Raw genomic sequence first — 20,540 nt, forward strand, 5'->3', positions numbered from 1 at the left:
AGGGCCACGGGTAGTCATAAGCCCTCACACTGACCCATGCCACGCAAACATGGCTTGACTTCGCCTGTTCAGGTGGCAGGTTTCAAGATCGTCTTCTATAGTTTCGCCCGTCTGGGAGGGGAGAACCACGTGGAACCACGCCGCCCGGGCGCGCGGGGCAGGGCCGCGAGACGCACCTTCGCCGCGGGCGTCGCGGCGCTCATGGTGGCCACAGGCGTCCCCGGCGCCTCCGCCGTCGCGCCGGGCCTCACCTTCGAGCGGCAGAATCCCGACCGCACGAGCAAGCTGAGCCGCCTCACCAAGGAGGCCTCCGACCTCAGCAAGGCATACCGCGGCCAGATCCGCACCCTCGACAACACCCGCGAAGACGCGGTCAAGGCCGCCCGGAGGGCCACCCGCCTGGAACGCCAGGTCAAGAACGCCGAGCGCGAAGTCGTCCACATCGCCCGCACCACCTACATGGGCGGCCAGTTCGACGCCGCGCAGATCTTCAGTCTGCAGGGCGAGGCCAACGCGGCCCTGACCAATCTCGCCCTGGTCAGCCACCTCGCCACCGAGCGTGCCCAGCGGACCGCCCACCTCAAGACCCTCTTGCAGGAGGCCAACGCGGCCAAGAAGGCCGCCGACCAGAAGGTCGACAAGCTGGAGCGCGACATCGCCAAACTCAAGAGCAAGAGGAGGCAGGTCGAGCAGCTGCTCAAGAAGTTCGGCTTCCAGCAGCCCGACGCGGGCAGCGGCCTGACCCCCCGGATGATCAGCGTGCGCAACGAGATCCTCCGCAACTTCCCGATGCCCTACGGCGTCGGATGCCTGCGTCCGGGTGACCCCGGTGAGCACGGCAAGGGGCGTGCCTGCGACTTCATGACCAGCCCCGGCGGGGGGGTCTCCACGGGCGCCGACGAGGAGCGCGGCGACGCCCTCGCCCAGTGGACCATCGCCAACGGCGCCCGCCTCGGCATCATGTACATCATCTGGAAGCAGCGCTACTACGACATCCGCACCGGAGGCGGTTGGGAGCTCATGTCCGATCGGGGCGGCGCTACGGCCAATCATTATGACCATGTCCATGTGAGCGTGCTTTAATCAGCCCGTCGGCTAACCCCTTGTTTGCCGATAAATATGGATATCTGGCAGGGGATGTGGTGAGAAGTGTGTTCTTGCCCCACCCCATGACTCCCCGGTTGGCCGTGCCGATCAGCCCTGAGCTGGTTGGGATCGCCTCTGCCCCTACAAGGATGAAAGATGTTCAGTGGAAGGGTGCCACCCCCGCCGCGCGACCTCATCGCGCACCTGACCGTCCGTGATCTCGACACCGCGGTCGCTTACTACGAGCGCGTGTTCGGCGCACGTGAACTGCGGGGCGATGCCCTCTCCGGAGAGCGGCCGGCGATCGCCGAGCTCGTGTTCGGCGACGTCTCGGTGCTGGTCGGCGAAGAATCGGTGCACTACGACTATTCGCCGTCCCCGGCCTCCTTGGGAGGCAGCCCCGTCCTGCTCACCCTCCGCTACGACGACCCCGCCCCGGTGTTCGAGGCCGCGATCGAAGCCGGCGGAGAGGTCGAGCTGCCGCTCGAAGGCGAGCCGGGAGGCGAGAGATACGGCATCGTCCGCGACATCGAGGGCCACCGGTGGGCTCTCGTGAGCGTACGGCAAGCGCAACCGGACGCCGCGGCGAGCTCCCCGGCGGCCGACATCGCCCAGGGGGCGGACAGCGCCGAGCGGGGCGAGCAGGCGGTCCGGCCGGACGGCCCCGACGCGTCCGACGCCCACGACGGCTCAGCGGATCGCGCGGACCGTGCGGATGTCTCGGAGCCTGCGGACGCCGCACACCGTGGTGATCAGGAAAAGCTCTCCGGCAGCGTGCAATAACCTTCCCGCGTCAACCTTTCCGCATCGACCTTCCCGCGTCATCGTGCGCTTTCGCGCGGTGGCGCCGCGTCACGCCCTGTCTCCGGAGCGCCTGGCGGTGTCGGCCGGAGCGCCACCGCCCGCATTCGTACGCCACGGGCGTCGAAGCCGGTGCCGCGCCCCCTCCGGCGTCACGGCACCGCGATGCGGCGTGCCCGCATGGCGCCGGAGTAAAGCTCTCTCCGGTTTTCACAGGTGGCATTCAGGTAAGGGGGTAGTTCGCCCCCCAGAGCTCATTGCCGTTTCGCCGAAATGTCGATGCGGGTGGCCTGCTGTACGTAGTCGGCGCTCGCTTTAGATGTGCACCTGGCCTCGTCTACATATTGCGAGAAAAGTGCGTTCACGCGAGCATTTTCGTCTGCAGCTCGTGAGATGGCGTGGAAAAAGCTTGTCGTGCGGGCGCGCATATGAGGTGACCTCACGTTACCGCTCCGTAGGTCGAAAAGGGAGGATGATGGTTCCATGACGAGCGTCTCCGGAGGAACCTTGCGCCGTCGCCCCGCCCAGCGCCGCAGCCTGGAACGGGTCGAACGCATGCTGGACGAATGTGCGCACCTGTTGGACGAAGTGGGTTATGACGCGCTGACCACCAAAGAGGTGGCGCGAAGAGCCGAGGTGCCGATCGGAACCTTCTACCAGTTCTTCTCCGACAAGCAGGCACTGGTTCGGGCGCTCGCGCTCCGCAACCTCGAAGCATTTCTGGAACGCGTCATCGGCAGACTCCCCGACAACGGCCCGCCCAACTGGACCGGCATCATCGACCTGGCAGTCGACGAGTTCGTCGCCATGAAACAATCCCGTCCCGGATTCGCCGTCGTCGACTTCGGCGAAGTGCTCCCCAGCCCCGGCGGGCCCGCACTCAAAGGCACCCACCACATGCTCGACGCCGTAATGGAAAACAACGCCGTCGTCGCCGAACGCCTCCGCCGACTCGCTGTCGAAACGTTCAACGCCCCCGCCGGCCCCGACCTCGAACGAGCCCTTCTCGTCGCCGTCGAAGCCGCCGACGCCGTGCTCAAACTGGCATTCCGCCTCAACCCCCAAGGCGCCCCAGAGCTGATCGCGGAATGCAAACTCCTCCTCCGCCGCTACCTCGCCGGCCATCTCGCCTGACCGCCCTTTTATAGCGACGCTGCGCGTCGCGGCGAGGGGGCTCTTGACCCGGTGCTTTCCCTCGTCGCTCTGGTCGCTGCGCTCCCGGCGCTCCTCAGTCCAAGCACCGGCGCCCCCTCGCGCTCCCTGGCTGGGTGACTCCCGAACGGAGACGGGCCGAAACGGGCAACTCCCGAATACGTAACCCGCACGTGGCCGACTCCCGATAGGTAGGGGCGGGGGGCTTTGCGTGCCACGTGGGTGGAGTGGAGTGGCGCTTTCCGGTCGGGCTGTTAGACCGGAAGGCGGATCGGGGGTGGGGGATGGTCGGGCCACGGGCGGAACGGATCAATATCCCGCTCCGGCGGGTGGCCGTGGTGTGCGGGGTGATGTTGTTCGCGCTGCTTGGCAGGGTGACGGTGATCCAGGCGTTCGAAGCCGAGCGGCTGCGGGAGGACAAGCGAAATGTTCGCGCTCTGATCGCGAGGTTCGACCACCCCAGGGGGCGGCTCCTGCTGCGGGACGGCACGGTGATCGCCGAGAGTGTGCGGACGCTCAGGTCGACGTATAGGTATCGAAGGGCTTACCCGGCGGGGCGGGTTTTCGCTCCGGTGACCGGCTATCTGTCGTTCTTCAGCCGTGCCGGGTTGGAGAGGGCCGAGGATGCCGTGCTGGCGGGCACCGCGGCGAGGGTGAGGGTGCGGTCGTTGGCTAGGGGTGGGGTGATGGCGGGGGCGTCGCTGAAGCTGACGGTCGACGGGCGTATTCAGCGGGCCGCCTATGAGGGGCTGCGGGCGACGGGTCGGGCCGGCGCGGTGGTGGCGCTCAATCCGGCGACCGGGGCGATCCTCGCGATGGCCTCCTACCCGTCGTTCGATCCTGCGGCTTTCGCGGATGTCGACATGAAAGGGCTGGTCGCGACTGATCGGCGGATGCAGTCGGACCCGGCTCAGCCGCTGCTGAACCGGGCCCTGGCGCGCACGTTCCCACCGGGGTCGACGTTCAAGATCGTGACTGGTGCGGCGGCGCTCCGGTCCGGCGATTACAGTCCGGGCGGTGGCGTACGCGCTCCGGTCGCGCTCCGCCTGCCCGGCACCCGCGTGTCGCTGCGCAATGCGGAGGGGGCGGCGTGCGGTGACGGCGAGCCGTCGCTGACCTACGCTTTCCAGGCGTCCTGCAACACCGCCTTCGCGGGCATCGGGCTTGACCTGGGCCAGCGCAGGCTTCGGGCGCAGGCCGAGCGGTTCGGGTTCAATGCTGACGACCTTGTGGTGCCGATGCCGGTGGCGGTCAGCGGCTTCCCCGCGAAGATGGATAAGGCGCAGTCCGCGATGGCGGCGATCGGGCAGTACGACGTCAGGGCCACGCCCCTGATGGTCGCGATGCTGTCGGCGGCGGTGGCCAACGGCGGGGTGCTCATGCGCCCGTACCTCGTCGAGGAGGTGCTCCTTCCTGACGGCGCCGTGATCGACAGCGCCGAGCCGTCCCGTTACCGCGACACCATGAGCGAGGAGGTCGCCGACGCGTTGACGGCGATGATGGTGAAGGTCACCCAGCGCGGCGGCACGGGGAGGGCAGCCGCCGTTCGGGGGGTGAAGGTGGCGGCGAAGACCGGCACGGCGGAGAACGCCGAGGGCGGCCGGAGTCACGCGCTCATCTCGGCTTTCGCCCCGGCGGGCGATCCGCGGGTGGCGGTGGGGGTGCTGGTCGAGGAGGGCGGCGCCGGAGGCAAGGTGGCCGCGCCGATCGCCCGTGCGGTCATACGCGCCGCGCTTTCCGCGTCGTGAGGCGCGTGAGGCGCGTGAGGCCGCCTTCCTGTCACGTTGTACGGCGGGCCGGGAGCGGGCTCGGATCCTGCGCGACCCGAGCCCGCTGTCGCGCGCGCCCGCGGCGGGGACTCCACCCCTCCGAGGAGGCCCCACTGTGGTGAGGGCGGCACGACGACCCGGTGGGCCGACCGGTGTGGGCTACCGTGACACGGTGCCGGTCGGCCACTGGTGACAACCGTAAGCGCGGTAGGTCGGCCCCCACATGCACTGAGATGCGTATCCGCGTATGTATCCGTCACGCCCAGGGTGTGTACGTCATGGTTTTTCCCGCCGTTGGGATTCGAGCATCCACGCCGCGACCTGTGTACGTGAGCTGAAACCGAGCTTGCCGAGAATGTTGGCCATGTGCCGGGCGGCGGTGGCCGGGCTGATGACGAGTTCGTCGGCGATGGCCTTGTTGCCGAGGCCGCGGACCACCAGGCCGGCGACCTCCCGCTCTCGCGCGGTGAGGGTGCTCGCCGGGGGCGAAGCCGGTGCAGCGGAGGTCGGCGTGGCGGAGGCCGGCGTGGCGGAGGCCGCGGCGGCGGACGGTACGGCGGCGGCCTTGTCCGGCCGGGTGCCTTCCAGCGCGCAGTCGACGGCCTGGTCGGTGGTCATGGCGCTGCCCGCGGTCCAGAGTCGGGTGACGAGGGGTTCGCCCAGTTCACGGCGGGCGGGTGCGAGGAGTTCCTCCAGGCGTGCCCCGAGACCGGGGGAGTGTGCGCCCGCGCTTGCCCTGAGCGACACCGACGCCGCCGCGAGGAGGACGCTGCGCGGCAGGTCTCCCTCTTTCGCGACCAATGTCGAATAGAGCTCTAATCGGCGGGCGATGCCGGGCCGCAGCCCGGCGTCTCTGCTCAGGACGAGCGCGTCGGTCAGCCTGTGCCGCGCCTCGGCGACGTCGCCTTGGCGCAGGGCGATCCCGCCGAGCCCCGACAGGCAGCGGATGACCTGCTGGCGCGCGTTGAGGTTCTGCAGCAGGTCGAGTCCGCTCTCGTAGTGTCGCCGGGCGCCTGCGAGGTCGCCCCGGCGCCCGGCGACTTGGGCGAGGCCGATGTGTCCGTGCGCCATGCCGTACCTGACGTCGAGCGGCGCGAGGAGCTTGAGGGTCTCTTCGTAGCAGCGTTGGGCCTCGCGGAGGCGGCCGTGGGCGAGGGCGAGTGAGCCGCGCGCGTTGTGCACGGTTGATTCGACGAGGATGTCCCCGGATCCGCGGCTGATCGCGGCGGCGGTGTCGAGAGGGGCGTCGTCGCCCGTGGCCAGTGCCCGCAGCACGCAGCCCACCGACTCGCCGTAGGCGTCGTCGGCTTCGCGGCACAGGGCGAGGCCGGCTTCGCCGTACCTCCGCGCCTCGACGGCCTCGCCTCGGGCAAGGGCGAGGTCGCCGCGCAGGATGAGGGCCTGTCCGCGCAGGTGCGGCGGCATGCCGGGGGCGTCAAGGCGGAGCGCCGCGTCGAGGAGGTCCGCCGCGTCGCCGAAGATGCGGCCGGTGCCGAGCAGGGTGTAGCGGATGTCGGTGAGGATGCGCAGCGCGGGTTCCGCCTCGCCCATGGCGATCGACCATTGGACGGCTGCGACGACGTTGGGCGCGAGGGCGGCGAGTCGGCCAGCCATGGCGTGGATGACGCTCCCCGGCTGGAGCCGGCCCGGTCTGAGCGCATCGCGCATCTCGCCGGTGACGGCCGCGATCGCGTCGCGGTGCCTGCGCAGCAGCGCGTCCTCCTCGCCCGCCGCGGCCAGTTGCTCGCGGGCGTACTCCCGTATGGTCTCCGGCAGGCGGTAGCGCGCCTGCCTGTCCACTTCGCCGTCCACGACCACCAGCGACTTGTCGACCAGGCCGGTGAGCAGGGGGAGTACGTCGCGCAGGCCGATGCCGTCGCCCGGGCAGACCCGTTCGGCCAGGTCGATGGTCCACCCTCCGTAGAGCGCGGTGCATCGGCGCAGCAGCAGCCGCTCCTCGGGTGCGAGCAGGTGGTAGCTCCACTCGACGGTCGCGCGGAGGGTGCGCTGGCGGGCCGGTGCCGTACGGTCCCCCTGGGACAGCAGCCGGAACCGGTCGCCGAGCCGGGCGACGATCTGGCCGACCGAAAGCACGCGTGTCATCCCGGCGGCGAGTTCGATGGCGAGGGGCATGCCGTCGAGGGCGACGCAGATGCGGCTCACGTCGGCGGCGTTGTCGTCGGTGAGGGGGATCTCGCAGCCCGCCGCGCCAGCCCGCACGCGGAACAGCCGGACGGCTTCGCAGGCGGCGGCTTCGGCGGCGCGGACGGGCCGGTCGTCCGGGGGCAGCGACAGGGGAGGCACGCGCCAGACGGTCTCGGAGGGCACGCGCAGGGGCTCCCGGCTGGTGGCGAGCACGCGCAGTCCCGGGCAGGCGTCGAGGAGCCGCTGGCACAGCCGTGCGCATGTGTCGACGACGGTTTCGCAGTTGTCGAACACCAGGAGGTAGTCCCGTGCGCCGATCGCGTCGATGAGGGTGGAAAGGAGTGGTCTGTCGCCGTCGTGGTCGACGCCGAGGGCGAGGGCGAGCCTGCTTCCCGGATCTGTGACGTGTTCGGCGTCGGCCAGGTCGACGAGCCGCACGCTGCGGGTTCCGTCGCGGAGCCGGGTGGCCACCCGGATGGCGAGGCGGGTCTTGCCGATGCCTCCCGGACCGCACAGCGTCACCATGCGGGTCGCGGTCATCAACTGTGCGAGTTCGTCGATGTCGGCCTCGCGGCCGACGAAAGCGTTCGGCTCTATCGGGAGATCGGTGTCAGGAGTCATCGGCCCTTAATGGTCTGTGGGGGTCGGTGGCACAGGCGGTGCAGGGATGGAGCAATGGCGCCGGTCACCGAAAGTGTGACATCGATTACTCGCCTCGCCCAGACAAAGGTGTTTTCGGACGGTACCTTTTCGGAGTCCGTCGGAGCTAGATGTCATCCATACACGATCGTGCCTCCAAAATCCGGAGATCCCGTGGCGCTTGAAACATTTCTCGTCATATTGCCGATTAGGGTGCCGGTCTCGCCGGCCTGCTCGATGTCGGCTCTCCCCGACGGGCTGTGCCAGGCCGGATAAATAAGGAGTGGCTAATTAGCGTCCGCCATCGCAAACTTCAATCATGGCGGACACACAGGTGAATACAGCGGAACTGCCGGAACTGAAAACGCCCAACTGGTTTGCGTTATCCGGAAACCTATCGGATATCGGATTTGTCGCCATTGCCAGGAAACTGCCCTCGCTGATCCGCCGGGCGCTCGGCATGGCCTGGGAGGCGGGCCCGCGCGACACCATCGCCGTGATCACGCTCAACCTGCTCAGCGGAGTCTTCACCGCCTTCGGCCTCCTCGCCACCACCGGCGTGCTGGAAGCCCTCTTCAGCGTGGGCCCCACGCCTGAACGGATCAGAGCCGCACTGCCCAGCCTGATCCTCGTCGCCACCGCCGCGGTGCTCCGTACGGCCCTCCAAGCCGGCGCGGGCTTCTCCCAGGCCAGGCTCCGGCCGCAGGTGGCCCGCATCGCCGAGGAGAGGATGTACGGCCTGACCAGCCAGGTCGAGCTCGCCGCCTACGACGACCCCGACTTCCACGACGCGCTGCAGCGCGCCCGCAACCGAGGCGTCGACGGGCCCGACGCCGTCGTCGACACCACGCTGGACACCCTCACCGCCCTCACCGGCATCCTCGCCGCCGGCGGCGTGCTCGGCCTGCTGCACCCGGTGCTCCTGCCGCTGCTCGTGATCGCCGTGCTGCCCGACGGGTGGGCCGCCATCCGTTCGGCCCGCATGAACTACGAGATGAGCTACGCGCTCATCCCGGCACGGCGGCGGAAATGGATCCTGGCCGACCTGATGGCCCGGCGGGAAGCCGCCGCCGAGGTGCGCTCGTTCAACATGCGCGGCTTCCTGATGCGGATGTACGACACCGTGGCCCGCGCCGAACAGAACGTCATGCTGGACGTGGCAGGCCGGCAGACCGTCGCCAGGCTCGTCGGCGAGGCGCTCGGCGGGGTCGGCACGCTGGCCGTCTACGTGGCGCTCGGCCTGCTGCTGGGCCTCGGGATCGTGCCGCTGGCGGTCGCCGGCACCGCCGTACTCGCCATCAGATCGGGGCAGGGTTCCCTGCAGAACCTGATGTACGCCACCAACCGGCTCTACGAGGAAGGGCTGTACTTCACGGACTACGTGGAGTTCTGCGCCGAGGCCGAACGCCGCCTGCCCGGCGTGCCCTCCGCCGACACCCCGGCGGCCTTCGAGCGGATCACGGTCGACGACATCACGTTCTCCTACCCCGGGGCCGAGACGCCCGCCCTGCGCGGGGTGTCCCTGCACATCGACAAGGGCGAGATCATCGCGCTGGTCGGGGAGAACGGCTCCGGCAAGACGACCCTCTCCAAGGTGCTGGCGGGACTCTACGCGCCCGAGGGCGGGCGGGTGCTGTGGGACGACCGCGACCTGGCCCACGTCGACACCGACGCCCTGCGCCGCGGCATCGCCGTCATCGCCCAGGACCACACCCACTGGCCGCTTTCGGTCCGCCACAACATCACCATGGGAACCGACCGCGGAGAGGCGGCGATGCTGGCCGCTGCCGAGGTCGCCGGCGCCGACCAGGTCGCCGCCGAACTGCCCCACGGATACGACACGCTGTTGGACCGGCGCTTCAAGGAGGGCCACGAGCTCTCCGGCGGGCAGTGGCAGCGCGTCGCGGTCGCCCGGGGATTCCACCGCGAGGCGCCGCTGCTCATCTGCGACGAACCCACCGCCGCCCTCGACGCCCGGGCCGAGCACGCCCTGTTCGAACGGGTGCGCCGCCACGCCGACGGCCGTACGGTGCTCCTCATCACCCACCGGCTCGCCAGCGTCCGCTACGCCGACCGCATCTACGTCCTCGACCGCGGAGTGGTCATCGAGGAGGGCGCCCACCAGGAGCTGATGGACAAGGAAGGGGTCTACGCCGAGCTGTACACGCTTCAGGCCGACGCCTACTCCTGACTGGGGGAATACACATCGGCATACATACATCTGCCGATGCCGCCGCCGGCGATCGCGTCATACGGTCACGGCATGATGCCCCTCACCCCGCCCGCGACCGGCACCGTGCTCCAGCACGTGCTCGGCCGGGCCCACGAGAGAGGCGACCGGCCGGCCCTGGTCGACCTCGGCGGGGGAGTCATGTACGGCTACCGCCGCCTGCTGTCCGATGTGACGCGTGCGGCCTCCGCACTGGTCCGGCGGGGAGCGCCCCGCGGGCAGGCGGTCGGTGTATACGTCGGCACGGTGGCGTTCCAGACCGTGGCGGTGCAGGCGACGATCGCCGCCGGGGGCTGTGCCGTACTCCTCGCGGTCGGGGCGCAGGAGTGTGAGACGGCGCGGCGGCTGGTGGATGTGGACGCCAGGATGCTGATCACGGGCCCCGACCTGGCCGGGGCGGCGGTCAGGCTGGCCGAGGACAGCCGGGTGCGGCAGGTCGTCTCTTTCGGCGCGGCGGTCGACACGGTGGCCTTCCGGGATCTGCTCGACATGGAGCCGGGGCCGCTGCCGGTGCTCGATCCGAATACCCAGCCCGCGTTGACGGCCGTCGACGGACAGGTGCTGACCCATCGCGACCTGCTCGGCAGAATGGCGGAGTTGGACGGCGGGACTGTTCTCACCGAGTCCGATGTCGTGCTGGTCACCTGGCAGCCGGACGGCGACCCCGACCTGCCGGCGCTGGTCGGACTGGCCCTCGGCAAAGGGTGTCTGGTCGTCGCCGCCCCCGGGGGGAGCGGGGCCGAGCTGGCGGGAACCGCCCACGACTTCGGCGTCACGGTGATCACTCTGCCGGGGGGCGAGATCACCCGTCTGTGAGCCGTCCGCAGGACGCGCCTCAGAGCGAGGGGACGAGCTCCCAGACGACCTTCAGGTTGTCACGCTGCCCGAAGCCTTCAAGGTGGCTTCCCATGATGTCCTCCACCACGGCGAGGTTCTCGGCGTCGTCCGCGATGGCCTTCAAGGTGAGTACTCCCTCGCCCGCGGAGACGACGCCTTTGCCTATGACGCCTTGGCCCATGTCGAAGGTGAGGTGGCCCTCGGTCTCGGTGTAGTCCGCGTGGATCTTGCGGCCAAGGTGGGAGCAGAGTTGCTTGAGGTAGCGCTCGGGGCGCTGGGTCGCGACCTTCGCACCTCCAATCGGTTAGATTAGGCTTACCTTACTGGCCGAAGGTCCGCAAGGGCCTCGTGGGACTGGTCTGCCTGCCCTGTCCACGTGAGTAGGTCGCCGGCGCACTCCTCGACGGGCCCGCGGGGAAGCGGCCCGAGGCGGTGTTCTGCTTCGCCGACCCCATCGCCTACGGGGTTTACGCCGCGGAGGCCGAACGGGGCCTGCGCATCCCCGATGACGTCTCCGTCATGGGTTACGACGACCATCCGATGTCCGCTCTGCTCACGCCCGGGCTCACCAGTGTCAACTGGGACATCGACGGCATCGTGCGCGCCGCCGTACGGCTGGTGGTGGAGGCCGTCGACGCCGACTTTCTCCGTTCTCAAGCACTCTCGGACGAGCTCGAGACCAGCCGCGGCGAACGTGACCGCGCAGACCTTGGGTCCTGGTCATATTCGGCCGGATTCCCTAAGCGGCGGGGCCCTGATATCACTTGGCCATGACCGCGAGCCCGTCGAGGTAGCGCGCGAGAGAATGCTCGAACAGGGCGTCCATGTCATCGGTGGCCAACTGCTCTCCCTCGGCCGCGAGACGGGGAAAGCGCCCTGACCGAAACCATTGCTGGGCCTCGGCGTCTATCGCCGTCCACCACTCGGCCGTGCGCATGCGCGTCTCGCGCTCCGCCCGCAGCTCGTCCGCCGCGGCCAACGCGAGGCCGCGCACGAGAGCCGGGAGGGCGAACGTCGCGCGGTTGCGTTCGGCCCGCGAGAGGCCGGCCCGCGTGAGCGCGTGGAGGGTCCGCTCGCTGTGCGCCATCGCCTCGGGGACGAGGGGCGGCCTCGTCAGAGGCACAAGTTCGGCCAGCCAGTGGTGGCGGCGGTAGAGACGCCACTGCAGTCGGTACACCTGCTCCAGTTGCTCGCGCCACCCCGCGGGAGCGGCCGTCGTCAGCGGTTCGGCACGGAACACCGAGCGGATCATGAGGAGTTCGAGCTCATCGCGGCCGGAAACATGGTGATAGAGGGACATCGGCGTCACGCCGAACCGGCCCGCGAGACCGCGCATGGAGACCGCGTCGATCCCTTCGCGGTCGGCGAGCGCGATGGCCGTCGCGACGATCCCCGGCCTCGTCAGCTCGCGGGGCGAAAGCCGTGGAGCATGTGGGGCGCGGGGCGCGGCGGCCCGCACCACACTGCCCGAGCCGGGTCTGGTGACGATGAGGCCCTCGTCCCGGAGCAGGGTGAGCGCGCGGCTCGCGGTCGCCATCGCGACGCCGAAGTCGCGCACGATCTGCCGTGTCGAGGGCACCCGTTCCCCGGGGCGCAGCACGCCTTCGACGATCTTCCGGCGGAGCTCGACAGCCACGCGCTGGGCCGGCCGCAGTTCGTCATCCTCCACTGTCACGGGCCCAACTGTACTAGTTCGGACGGAGGTCGCCTCGGATCCGAGGCTGGGAGTTCAGCACCTAGCCAGCAGTACGGTTGAGCAAGTGCACTGCCGTGGCTACCCGGTCTTTTCGCCCATCCATACGGTGTATACATGACCCACGACAGAACACCCCTGGCTCTCACCCATGTCACCGTGATCGACGTCACCGGCGGCCCGTCTCAACCGGACCAGACCGTCCTCGTGGTCGACGGCACGATCGCGGCGGTGGGTCCCGAGCCGCACGTCGTGATCCCGCCCGGGGCCAGGATCCATGACCTGAGTGGGCGGCACGTACTGCCGGGCCTGACCGACATGCATGTGCACAGCGAGTCGGCCGGGGATGACGAACGGCACTTCCCCGCGGTCTACATCGCCAACGGCGTGACGACGGTCCGCGAGATGTGGGGGAAACCGTACCTCCACGAATGGCGGCGACGGACGTCTGCCGGCGAAATGCTCGGACCTCGCTCGTTCATCGCCGGCCCGATCGTGGACGGATCTCCCGCCCTGTGGGAGGACGTCCCCATAGATGCACCGATCACCACGGTCACCACCGAGGCGGAGGCCAGGCGTGCCGTGAGTGCGGCCAGAGACGGCGGGGCCGACTTCGTGAAGGTGTACTCCCGGCTGGAGCGTGAGCCGTATTTCGCGCTGCTGCGGGAGGCCGCCAGGCAGGACATGACAGTCGTCGGCCACCGGTCGGACCGGGTGCCGCTCGCGGAGCAGATCGGCTCGGGCCAGCGGTCCTTCGAACACGTCCACGGCCTGTGGCCGGCCACCTCCGACGACGTGGAGCGGCTGGAGGCCGCCATGGCCAGGATCTCCCCTCAGCCCGGCTTCTACTACGCCGACTGGTTCAGGCGGATCAACGAGGTGGAGTGGGAGTCGGTAGGGCGTTACAGTCCGGCGTCCGCCGCGGCGCTGTTCGAGCGCATGGTCGCCGAGGACGTCGCCTACTGCCCGACGCTCACCATGCACGCGGCGGTCGACCTGCCGGAGTGGATGCGGCTGGACGACGAACGGCTCGCCTACATGACCCCTGATACGCCTGCCATATGGTCATTCGTCCGGGACCAGATCTTCCATGGCGGAGGACGAAGTGCCGACGAGGCGGCGAAGCGGCGCATGCTGTTCGACCATCGGCGGGCGGCGGTCGCGGCCATGGACGAGGCGGGCGTGCGGTTGCTGGCCGGTACGGACGCGGTCACCCCCGGCCTGTTCCCGGGCTTCGCGCTGCACGATGAGCTCGAGTTCATGGTCGGCGCCGGGCTGACGCCGATGCGCGCCCTCCAGACCGCGACACTCGAACCCGCCAGGTTCCTCGGTTGTGAGCGGACATCCGGGACGGTCGAGCCGGGCAAGGCGGCCGACCTCGTGATCCTTTCCGCCGACCCACTGGCCGACATCCGGAACACCCGGCGCATCCACGCGGTCGTCGCCGCCGGCCGGTACGTCGGGCCGGACGAGCGTCGGCGACTTCTTGAGACCGCGGCTGACATCGCGGCGGCCACGCCGGAGGAGGAGAGCGCGCGATGAGGCGCGACGCTATGCCGGCAGACCCCGGCGACCACGACCAGGCATCGGAGGACGCCGCCAGGCGCGCCGTACGCGTGCTCACCGCCGCGTTCTCCAAGGACGACCTCATCCGCTGGCTCATGCCGTCCACCTCCAGCCGGCTGTTCGAGTCCGTGGTGGCCGAATCTGCCGCTGTCGGTGGTCTTGACGTTCTGGACGAGGTCGCGGCGGCGGTATGGCTCCCATGGCCCGCGGATGACCCGCAGGCCGAGCCGCCAACGCACCTGCCTTTCCGCCTGAGGAAATACGTGGAGCTCACCGCCCCCCGGCACCCGAGTGGCCGCGATCACCTTTACTTGCAGTTCCTCGGCGTGCACCCAGACAGTCAAGGGCTCGGCATCGGTTCCTCCCTGCTCGCCCGCGGCCTCACGCGAGCCGACGACGCCGGCCTGCCCGTTTTCCTGGAAGCGGGCTCGCCGCAAAACGTGAGGCTGTACGAACGGCATGCGTTCGAGCCGCTCGGAGACCCGATCGTCTTTCCCGACGGCCCCACCATCTGGCCGATGCTGCGCGAGCCGCGACGTCGCGCCTGACCGCCATTGGCGGCGAGGCCCCCGCGACCGGCTTACGCGGACGGGATGGTCTCCCGCTGGTGTGCGAGGCTGCCGCCCCGAGCGCACGTTGGCCAACCCGGTGGCGTCGCGGTGTCGCCCACGCCGTCCGGCGCAGGAGGGCGGATCCCGGAAGGGGCTCACCGCGCGGCGTCTCCACCGCCCTCGGCGGGTAGCCCGGTCCGGGAAACGTGACCCGGGGCACACGGCGCGGGCGTGGGCGGGGGTTCGCGTCAGAGCATGTCAGAGGCCGGCTGAGCCTGTGAGTGTCAGAGCATGTGCATGTCAGAGCGTGTGCGTGTCAGAGCGTGTGCGTGTCAGAGCGTGGGGACGAACTGCCAGATGACCTTGAGGTTGTCGCGCTGTCCGAAGCCTTCGAGGTGGCGTCCGATGATGTCCTCCACGATGGCGAGGCTCTCGGCGTCGTCCGCGATCGCCCGCATGGTGAGCACGCCCTCGCCCGCCGACACCACGCCCCGGCCCATGTCGAACGTGAGGTGGCCCTCCGTCTCGGTGTAGTCGGCCTGGATCTTGCGGCCGAGGTGCGAGCAGAGCTGCTTGAGGTAGCGCTCCGGGCGGTCCGTCGCCACCGTCGCAATCGATTCCACGGGAGATCCTTCCATCGGTTAGATTAGGCTTACCTTACCGCTCCGGCCCGCAGGGGGCCGTGAGAGACCGGTCTGTTCGGCCTGCCCGTGAGAGCAGGACATTCAGGAGGGCGGCGGGTCCACCGGTCTTGAAACTAAGGTTAGGCTTACCTAAGCCGAGTCTGACAGGGGTGCTGGATGTCCGTCGTCGCCGACAGTCCGCTCAGCGGGCTCTCCGGCCTGCTGGCCAGGGCCGCCGAGGATCGCGGTGGCACGTTCGGCGTGCATCCCGGCCTCGTGGTGGAGTCCTGCGCCGACTGGTCGCGCACGGCCGACCTCGTGCGGGAGCCGTACGACGAGCTGCGCGGGCTGATCGAGGCCCACGCCCGGCGCAACCAGGACGCCTCCCTCCACGTGGCCGCCGCGCTGCTGTGGAAGGGGTTCGGCTACTGGCAGACGCTGCCCATGACCCTCGGCTGGGCGCTCAACCGCAGAGTGCCGCTGACGAGATTCGAGGACATGCTCTACCGGATCGCCGACGACGGCCGGGTGACCATCGCCTCCACCGCGGTCACCATGGCCGTGCTGCCCGACGACGCGTTCGCGGGCGCACCCGGCACCATCGTCGTGAGCGATCTCGGGGAGACCCTCAGGCAGTCCCTCCGCGCCGTGCAGGCACCGGTGATCAAGGCCATCAACGCGGTGTCCCGCGTCGGGGAGCGCACCCTGTGGGGATCGACCGCCGAAGCGCTGGTCCAACCGCTGCGGGCCTACGCCGCCGAGCTGCCGGGCGACCCCGTCGTCGACGTGCCCACCCTCCTCGGGCTGGTCGACAAGCCGGTCAGAAACCTCATCCAGATCATCGACAGCGGCACCGGCTACCGCCGGCGCACGTGCTGCATGTGGGTGAAGGTGCCGGGCGCGGAGGCGTGCGCCACCTGCTGTCTCGCCAGATAGCGCACACCCCCGCCTCGTCAGGCCACGTTCTCCGCGGGCTCGTGGGCCTCGTCGGCCTCGCTGTCCAGGGAGGCCAGGCCGGCCTCGCCGTCCAGGGGGCGCAGCTCGTCGGCGTAACTCACCGACGTCCTGCGCATCACCCCCGTCGCGCTGATCGAATACTGCCCGAGCCGCCACAGCGGCGGCGAATAGGCGTGGATCGACACGCTGCTCTCCAGCGCGCCGGTCAGCCGGTGGATGTGGTCAGGTCCGAACGAGAATGACTCGCCCTCGCTCACCACGGTTTCCAGGTGCTCGCCGCCAATGCGCGGATTGCACTCGCGGAGCGCTCCCGCGACCACGCGCACCGCTCCCGAGGAGATGTCGTGGTCGTGCCAGCCTGTGTCGTCCTCCGGCCGCCAGCACAGCAGCCAGATGTCGACATACGCGTCCCGGTAGAGCGACACGTAGTGCCGCCCGTCCTCGGCATCGGGAAAACCGACGTGTTCCTTCCACAGCTCCGGCGAGGCCGCCACCCCGTCGACGAGGTCGTGGAGCTCCCTGCGGTCCAGCGCCCGCTCGGGCAGTCCCACCCAGCTCATCGCGGCACTCCCCGGTCGGAGGGCCGCGCACAGGATGTCATGCCCGGGACCTGGCTCGTGTTCATCGACGCGACTCCTTCCATCGTGGGAACTACCTGGTTCTCGCGGTTCCGGCGCTGATGTCGGCCGGAGTCTCTGCGCCCGCCCGTACGGCCGCGCCCGCGCGGCCGAGCAGGCGGAGAGGGTTGGCGATTCGGATCATGCGTTCGGCGGCACGGCCGAGCCCCGGATCCGGGGCGGTGGCATAAGGTTCGTCGGAGCCGTTCACGACGACGTCGACGCCGAGTTCGCGGATGACCGCGTCGATCGCCCGGGGCCCATACGACGAGGTTTCCACGAAGACGCCGGGGTCCACGCGGCCCCGCCCGGGCCCGCCGCGGTTGATCAGCCGCTCCGAGTGCAGCGGCGCGAGCCCCGCGAGCAGCGCGAAGCACACCCGCAGCCGCGGATGCTCCGCCCGCCCGACCGCCAGGAACGCGTGCCAGGCCGCATGCATCTGCTGCACGTACGGCACCAGCGCCGGCCACCAGGCCGGCTCCCCGGCGGCCCGCGCCGCCACCGGCCCCGGATGCACGAACAGCGGCAGCCCGCGCTCCTCCAGCACGCGCAGCAGCGGCCCCGCCCGCAGCAGGCCGGCGGCGTCGGCGACCGCGGTCGCGGGGAGCTGCAGGCCGACCGCCCCCCGGTCGAGGTCGGCGGCGAGCCGAGCCGGATCCGGCTCGCTCAGGCAGGTCGCCGCCCACACCCCGAAGGGCGCCGGCAGCGACAGGGCCCCCTCGTGGTAAGCGTCGAGAATCGGCCACGCCTCCTCGGGAGGCAGGTATTCCACTCCGAGCGGGCTCGACAGCCCCACCAGGGCCAGTCGCAGCCCGCGGTTGCGGGCGGCGCGGCGGGTCACGTCGTGGTCGCGGGGATCCACCTTGTACGGCGGCTCGCCCGGCAGATGGAGCGTCCATCCGTCCGGTCCGCCGAGGAACGGGGGAGCGGAACGCGACCGCAGCGCCCGCACGAAGGCGGGCGTCCACAGGTGCTGGTGCACGTCGACGGCCACAGATGACATCCTTCCCCTTAATCCCTACTGAGAATATAGGTTAATCTCATTGTGTTGATCCGCAATCCATCTCGCCCTGTGTGGAACGACATACGCTGATCTGATGCCGTCGAGAAAAAGAGCGACCATACGTGAAGTGGCGCGGGCCACCGGTCTGTCTCCGGCAGCCGTCTCCTACGCGCTGCGCGGCCTGCAGGTCTCCGAGGAGACCATCGCCCGTGTACGGCGGGCCGCGGCCGAACTCGGCTACGAGGCCGACCCCATCGCCCGCGCCCTCGCCAGCGGGCGCACCGGCATGATCGGCCTGCTCTGCGGATCACTGGAGGACCTCTGGCAGCAGTCCCTCGCCGTCGGCATCGGCCGCGGGCTCCGGGACAACGACCGATACGCGCTCATTCTCGACGCCGCGGGCGACCCGCGCCGGGAATACATGCTGGCGCGCCAGCTCCGCGACCAGCGCGTCGACGGGCTCATCGTGCAGCCGGTCGACCCGGCTTCGCCGTACTGGGGCGAACTCTGCGAAAGCATGCCGGTCGTCGCCATCGGCGACGCCCTGGCGGAAGCGCCCTCCGCAGGGGAGGTCGTCTTCGACAACCGCGCCGGGGTGACGATGGCGCTCGAACACCTGCGGGCCCGCGGCCACCGGCGCATCGCCGTACTCACACCGACCCGGGCCAGCACCCCCGACCGGCCGGCCGACGTCCACGTCACCGCCGAAGCGCGCCGCCTCGGCCTCGACATCACCGTGGTCACCGCCGCCCAGTCGGCGCACGGGGCGGCCGAGGCCGCCGGCGCCCTCCTCGACAGGCCCGCGGACGAGCGGCCCCACGCGGTGTTCTGCTTCGCCGACTCGATCGCCTACGGCGTGTACGCCGCCGCGTCCACGCGCGGCCTGCGCATCCCCGATGACCTTTCCGTCATGGGATACGACGACCATCCGATGTCGGCCCTGCTCACGCCCGGGCTCACCAGCGTCAACTGGGACATCGACGGCATTGTGCGCGCCGCCGTACGCCTCGTCGTGGAGGCCGTCGACGCCGACGGGCAGACCACCCGCCGGCGTCGCGTCGTCCAGGCACCCGACCTCAGGGAACGCGGGTCGGTCGGGGGCGGTCCCGCGTACGCCACGGGCCCCGTCAGCCGGGAATGATCAGGTCGAGGATCCAGCTCACCACGGCCACGATGACCGCGCCGACGAGGGCCGACCAGAAACCGTCCACATGGAAGGGCAGATTGAGCTGTTCGGCGATCCAACTGGTGAACAGCAGCAGGGCCCCGTTCACGATGAGCGCGAACAACCCGAGGGTGAGCACGTAGAACGCGCATCCGATGGTCTGGACGATCGGCTTGATCACGGCGTTGACGAGACCGAAGATCAACGCCACGGCCAGCAGCGTGCCGAGGCCCTTGGCCGTGGTCGAGGCCGTCACCTCGATCCCCGACACGAGCTGGGTCGCGACCCACAGGGCCACGGCCACGATCACGGTTTTCACAATGAATCTGATCACGCTTGGGCATCCTCACATCGATGATCGGCCGTGCGGAGGATCGCAGGCCGGTAGGGGATAGATCAGTACATTTGCAACACCGGCGCCGGTGGGGGGATCGGCACCGGCGGCGGTCTTGGCGGCCACCGACGCTCTCGCGCCCGTGCCCGTGGCCCTGCGGGCGAGGTGGCGACCGCGCCCGTGGCGACGTGGCCCGCGTTCACCTTCCGCACCCCCCACCGATCGGCCTCTGCTTGCCAGTCTGATAGGTCCGGCGTGAACGCGTGGAGACCCGATTCCGACGCGGGATGTGAATGGATCCGCCCAGTGAGTCGGCAAGATCAGGGTGCGACACCCCGTGAGTCTGCCCGGCGGTGACTACGCGTAGTCATCCATTCGGAAAGTAGGCACCACCGCACCGCCGGTTGTTCACAGGTGGGTGAGATCGTAGGTGAAGGGGCAGGTAGCTCACGGGGGTGGAAGTTTCCATGGAAATGAAAGAACGTGACCTTTCCGCGCTGTCGACCAGGGAACTGCATGATCGGGCCGTGGCCTACGCGGTACGGCGCGGCGATCTCGGGTTCCTCTGGCGCCTTCTGAAGGCCATCCCGGCCGCTGAGGCGGCGAGCGGTCACAGCGGAGAGTCGGCCAACGACCTGAGCAGGGTGTCCGCGCTGCTCAGCGACGTCCTCTCGGCCGGGGAAGGTCATCTGGGCGAGGCGCTCCGCCCGGTGTACATCGACTACCTTGGTAGACACGACGACGCTTGACAGGATTTTTCAGGGTGTTTCGGGGCTTATCCGGCGGTAGGGGACTTGACCCAAGGATTGCCGATGCCCGTTTCGACGGGCCGCCGACCGTCGACGCCGGCAAAGGCTTCCCCATCCCGCCCCGCCGTACGGCCCCGGCGCCCACCTCCCGCAGCCCCGCTCCCGCGGTCGGCACCCCCTGCAGGCACGGACATTCGCCACCTCTCCATGATCGGTGGGCCTTCCCACCTCCCGGCGTACCAGGTCAAGCCCGGGTGTAGGCGAGAAATCAACCCCACCATGACGAGTCCGTGGTGTTCGCCTCTGTATGTTGGAACCAGGTTCAAAGCCGCAAGCTTTTCTCGGTGCGGAATGCGGAGGGGGACCGCTACCGCACAGTCGGACCTGTCGGTGTCAGGGGGGAAGACACCGAAAGGGCCGCGTCAAGTCGGGGCCGGACAGTTGGGGGACTGTCCGGCCTCGGCGTTGTCCACCCCCATACCCCCGGCTTCGCCGATGTGCGAGGGGTGTTCGCCTGCTGCTAGAGTTACGCCATCGAAGGGCGCCGCTAGCTCAGTTGGTTAGAGCAGCTGACTCTTAATCAGCGGGTCCGGGGTTCGAGTCCCTGGCGGCGCACCAACGAC

19 protein-coding genes and 1 tRNA gene are annotated in these 20,540 nt (G+C 69.6%); 13 read left to right on the plus strand and 7 right to left on the minus strand.

What is annotated here, in order from left to right; genetic code table 11:
• The first annotated feature begins 72 nt into the window (after positions 1-72).
• From BLQ73_RS15920 to BLQ73_RS15935, 4 genes are all read left to right on the plus strand, one after another.
• Positions 73-1,083, plus strand: a complete 1,011-nt coding sequence (locus tag BLQ73_RS15920) for a VldE C-terminal domain-containing protein (protein ID WP_245691112.1) — start codon at positions 73-75, stop codon at positions 1,081-1,083.
• A 159-nt stretch (positions 1,084-1,242) separates the two neighbouring features.
• Positions 1,243-1,869, plus strand: coding sequence for a VOC family protein (locus BLQ73_RS15925; RefSeq protein ID WP_093171238.1), 627 nt, complete (start codon positions 1,243-1,245; stop codon positions 1,867-1,869).
• A 501-nt stretch (positions 1,870-2,370) separates the two neighbouring features.
• Positions 2,371-3,021 carry a TetR/AcrR family transcriptional regulator gene (locus BLQ73_RS15930; protein WP_093171239.1) on the plus strand — a complete coding sequence of 217 codons (651 nt, stop codon included), beginning with the start codon at positions 2,371-2,373 and terminating at the stop codon, positions 3,019-3,021.
• A 302-nt stretch (positions 3,022-3,323) separates the two neighbouring features.
• Positions 3,324-4,787, plus strand: coding sequence for a peptidoglycan D,D-transpeptidase FtsI family protein (locus BLQ73_RS15935; protein ID WP_093171322.1), 1,464 nt, complete (start codon positions 3,324-3,326; stop codon positions 4,785-4,787).
• A gap of 297 nt (positions 4,788-5,084) precedes the next feature.
• Here BLQ73_RS15935 and BLQ73_RS15940 read toward each other — a convergent pair whose 3' ends face one another.
• Entirely contained in the window at positions 5,085-7,574 is a 2,490-nt protein-coding gene (locus tag BLQ73_RS15940; RefSeq protein ID WP_093171240.1) for an ATP-binding protein, read from the minus strand.
• Positions 7,575-7,911: 337 nt separating this feature from the next.
• On the opposite strand from BLQ73_RS15940, the gene BLQ73_RS15945 reads away from it, so the two are divergent.
• Positions 7,912-9,783, plus strand: a complete 1,872-nt coding sequence (locus BLQ73_RS15945) for an ABC transporter ATP-binding protein (RefSeq protein WP_093171241.1) — start codon at positions 7,912-7,914, stop codon at positions 9,781-9,783.
• Between the two features lie 72 nt (positions 9,784-9,855).
• Positions 9,856-10,638, plus strand: a complete 783-nt coding sequence (locus BLQ73_RS15950) for an AMP-binding protein (protein WP_176955480.1) — start codon at positions 9,856-9,858, stop codon at positions 10,636-10,638.
• A 19-nt stretch (positions 10,639-10,657) separates the two neighbouring features.
• On the opposite strand, the gene BLQ73_RS15955 is transcribed toward BLQ73_RS15950, so the two are convergent.
• Positions 10,658-10,960 carry a DUF2218 domain-containing protein gene (locus BLQ73_RS15955; RefSeq protein ID WP_093171243.1) on the minus strand — a complete coding sequence of 101 codons (303 nt, stop codon included), beginning with the start codon at positions 10,958-10,960 and terminating at the stop codon, positions 10,658-10,660.
• A gap of 131 nt (positions 10,961-11,091) precedes the next feature.
• On the opposite strand from BLQ73_RS15955, the gene BLQ73_RS15960 reads away from it, so the two are divergent.
• Positions 11,092-11,433: a substrate-binding domain-containing protein gene (locus BLQ73_RS15960; RefSeq protein WP_245691113.1), complete on the plus strand. Its 342-nt coding sequence runs from the start codon at positions 11,092-11,094 to the stop codon at positions 11,431-11,433.
• On the opposite strand, the gene BLQ73_RS15965 is transcribed toward BLQ73_RS15960, so the two are convergent.
• Complete coding sequence (locus BLQ73_RS15965) at positions 11,420-12,334, minus strand: TetR/AcrR family transcriptional regulator C-terminal domain-containing protein (RefSeq protein WP_093171244.1); 915 nt, start codon at positions 12,332-12,334, stop codon at positions 11,420-11,422. The genes BLQ73_RS15960 and BLQ73_RS15965 overlap by 14 nt on opposite strands.
• Before the next feature lie 135 nt (positions 12,335-12,469).
• On the opposite strand from BLQ73_RS15965, the gene BLQ73_RS15970 reads away from it, so the two are divergent.
• Together BLQ73_RS15970 and BLQ73_RS15975 are read left to right on the plus strand one after the other, a co-directional pair.
• Positions 12,470-13,894, plus strand: a complete 1,425-nt coding sequence (locus BLQ73_RS15970; RefSeq protein WP_093171245.1) for an amidohydrolase family protein — start codon at positions 12,470-12,472, stop codon at positions 13,892-13,894.
• The gene (locus BLQ73_RS15975; protein ID WP_093171246.1) at positions 13,891-14,466 is read left to right on the plus strand and encodes a GNAT family N-acetyltransferase; all 576 of its coding nucleotides are present in this window, start codon (positions 13,891-13,893) and stop codon (positions 14,464-14,466) included. The genes BLQ73_RS15970 and BLQ73_RS15975 overlap by 4 nt, the downstream gene beginning before the upstream one ends.
• A 335-nt stretch (positions 14,467-14,801) precedes the next feature.
• Here the strand turns inward: BLQ73_RS15975 and BLQ73_RS15980 are convergent, their stop codons facing one another.
• The gene (locus tag BLQ73_RS15980) at positions 14,802-15,092 is read right to left on the minus strand and encodes a DUF2218 domain-containing protein (protein WP_218125879.1); all 291 of its coding nucleotides are present in this window, start codon (positions 15,090-15,092) and stop codon (positions 14,802-14,804) included.
• A 177-nt stretch (positions 15,093-15,269) separates the two neighbouring features.
• Here BLQ73_RS15980 and BLQ73_RS15985 point away from each other — a divergent pair, with 177 nt between their 5' ends.
• On the plus strand, positions 15,270-16,028 hold the full coding sequence (locus BLQ73_RS15985) for a (2Fe-2S)-binding protein (protein ID WP_093171248.1): 759 nt from the start codon (positions 15,270-15,272) through the stop codon (positions 16,026-16,028).
• Positions 16,029-16,045: 17 nt separating this feature from the next.
• Here BLQ73_RS15985 and BLQ73_RS15990 read toward each other — a convergent pair whose 3' ends face one another.
• Both BLQ73_RS15990 and BLQ73_RS15995 read right to left on the minus strand, forming a co-directional pair.
• Entirely contained in the window at positions 16,046-16,609 is a 564-nt protein-coding gene (locus BLQ73_RS15990; RefSeq protein ID WP_093171249.1) for a cysteine dioxygenase, read from the minus strand.
• 91 nt (positions 16,610-16,700) lie between these two features.
• Positions 16,701-17,669, minus strand: coding sequence for an amidohydrolase family protein (locus BLQ73_RS15995; protein WP_093171250.1), 969 nt, complete (start codon positions 17,667-17,669; stop codon positions 16,701-16,703).
• 127 nt (positions 17,670-17,796) lie between these two features.
• Between BLQ73_RS15995 and BLQ73_RS16000 the strand changes: the two genes are divergently transcribed.
• The gene (locus BLQ73_RS16000; protein WP_245691114.1) at positions 17,797-18,810 is read left to right on the plus strand and encodes a LacI family DNA-binding transcriptional regulator; all 1,014 of its coding nucleotides are present in this window, start codon (positions 17,797-17,799) and stop codon (positions 18,808-18,810) included.
• Here BLQ73_RS16000 and BLQ73_RS16005 read toward each other — a convergent pair.
• Positions 18,797-19,165 carry a phage holin family protein gene (locus BLQ73_RS16005; RefSeq protein ID WP_093171323.1) on the minus strand — a complete coding sequence of 123 codons (369 nt, stop codon included), beginning with the start codon at positions 19,163-19,165 and terminating at the stop codon, positions 18,797-18,799. The genes BLQ73_RS16000 and BLQ73_RS16005 overlap by 14 nt on opposite strands.
• Positions 19,166-19,635: 470 nt before the next feature.
• Here BLQ73_RS16005 and BLQ73_RS16010 point away from each other — a divergent pair, with 470 nt between their 5' ends.
• Both BLQ73_RS16010 and BLQ73_RS16015 read left to right on the plus strand, forming a co-directional pair.
• On the plus strand, positions 19,636-19,917 hold the full coding sequence (locus tag BLQ73_RS16010) for a hypothetical protein (protein ID WP_245691115.1): 282 nt from the start codon (positions 19,636-19,638) through the stop codon (positions 19,915-19,917).
• A gap of 541 nt (positions 19,918-20,458) precedes the next feature.
• Positions 20,459-20,535, plus strand: a tRNA-Lys gene (locus BLQ73_RS16015).
• The last annotated feature ends 5 nt before the right edge of the window (positions 20,536-20,540 follow it).

Origin of the sequence: Sinosporangium album, assembly GCF_900100605.1 — a bacterium.
Classification (GTDB): domain Bacteria; phylum Actinomycetota; class Actinomycetes; order Streptosporangiales; family Streptosporangiaceae; genus Sinosporangium; species Sinosporangium album.

Bases quoted from the DNA above. Each gene is read 5' to 3' on its own strand.
- BLQ73_RS15925 (WP_093171238.1), top strand. From the start codon at position 1,243: ATGTTCAGTGGAAGGGTGCCACCCCCGCCGCGCGACCTCATCGCGCAC.
- BLQ73_RS15995 (WP_093171250.1), bottom strand. From the start codon at position 17,669: ATGTCATCTGTGGCCGTCGACGTGCACCAGCACCTGTGGACGCCCGCC.
- BLQ73_RS15985 (WP_093171248.1), top strand. From the start codon at position 15,270: ATGTCCGTCGTCGCCGACAGTCCGCTCAGCGGGCTCTCCGGCCTGCTG.
- BLQ73_RS15970 (WP_093171245.1), top strand. From the start codon at position 12,470: ATGACCCACGACAGAACACCCCTGGCTCTCACCCATGTCACCGTGATC.
- BLQ73_RS15930 (WP_093171239.1), top strand. From the start codon at position 2,371: ATGACGAGCGTCTCCGGAGGAACCTTGCGCCGTCGCCCCGCCCAGCGC.
- BLQ73_RS15940 (WP_093171240.1), bottom strand. From the start codon at position 7,574: ATGACTCCTGACACCGATCTCCCGATAGAGCCGAACGCTTTCGTCGGC.
- BLQ73_RS15950 (WP_176955480.1), top strand. From the start codon at position 9,856: ATGATGCCCCTCACCCCGCCCGCGACCGGCACCGTGCTCCAGCACGTG.
- BLQ73_RS15945 (WP_093171241.1), top strand. From the start codon at position 7,912: ATGGCGGACACACAGGTGAATACAGCGGAACTGCCGGAACTGAAAACG.
- BLQ73_RS15990 (WP_093171249.1), bottom strand. From the start codon at position 16,609: ATGAGCTGGGTGGGACTGCCCGAGCGGGCGCTGGACCGCAGGGAGCTC.
- BLQ73_RS16010 (WP_245691115.1), top strand. From the start codon at position 19,636: ATGGAAATGAAAGAACGTGACCTTTCCGCGCTGTCGACCAGGGAACTG.
- BLQ73_RS15975 (WP_093171246.1), top strand. From the start codon at position 13,891: ATGAGGCGCGACGCTATGCCGGCAGACCCCGGCGACCACGACCAGGCA.
- BLQ73_RS15935 (WP_093171322.1), top strand. From the start codon at position 3,324: ATGGTCGGGCCACGGGCGGAACGGATCAATATCCCGCTCCGGCGGGTG.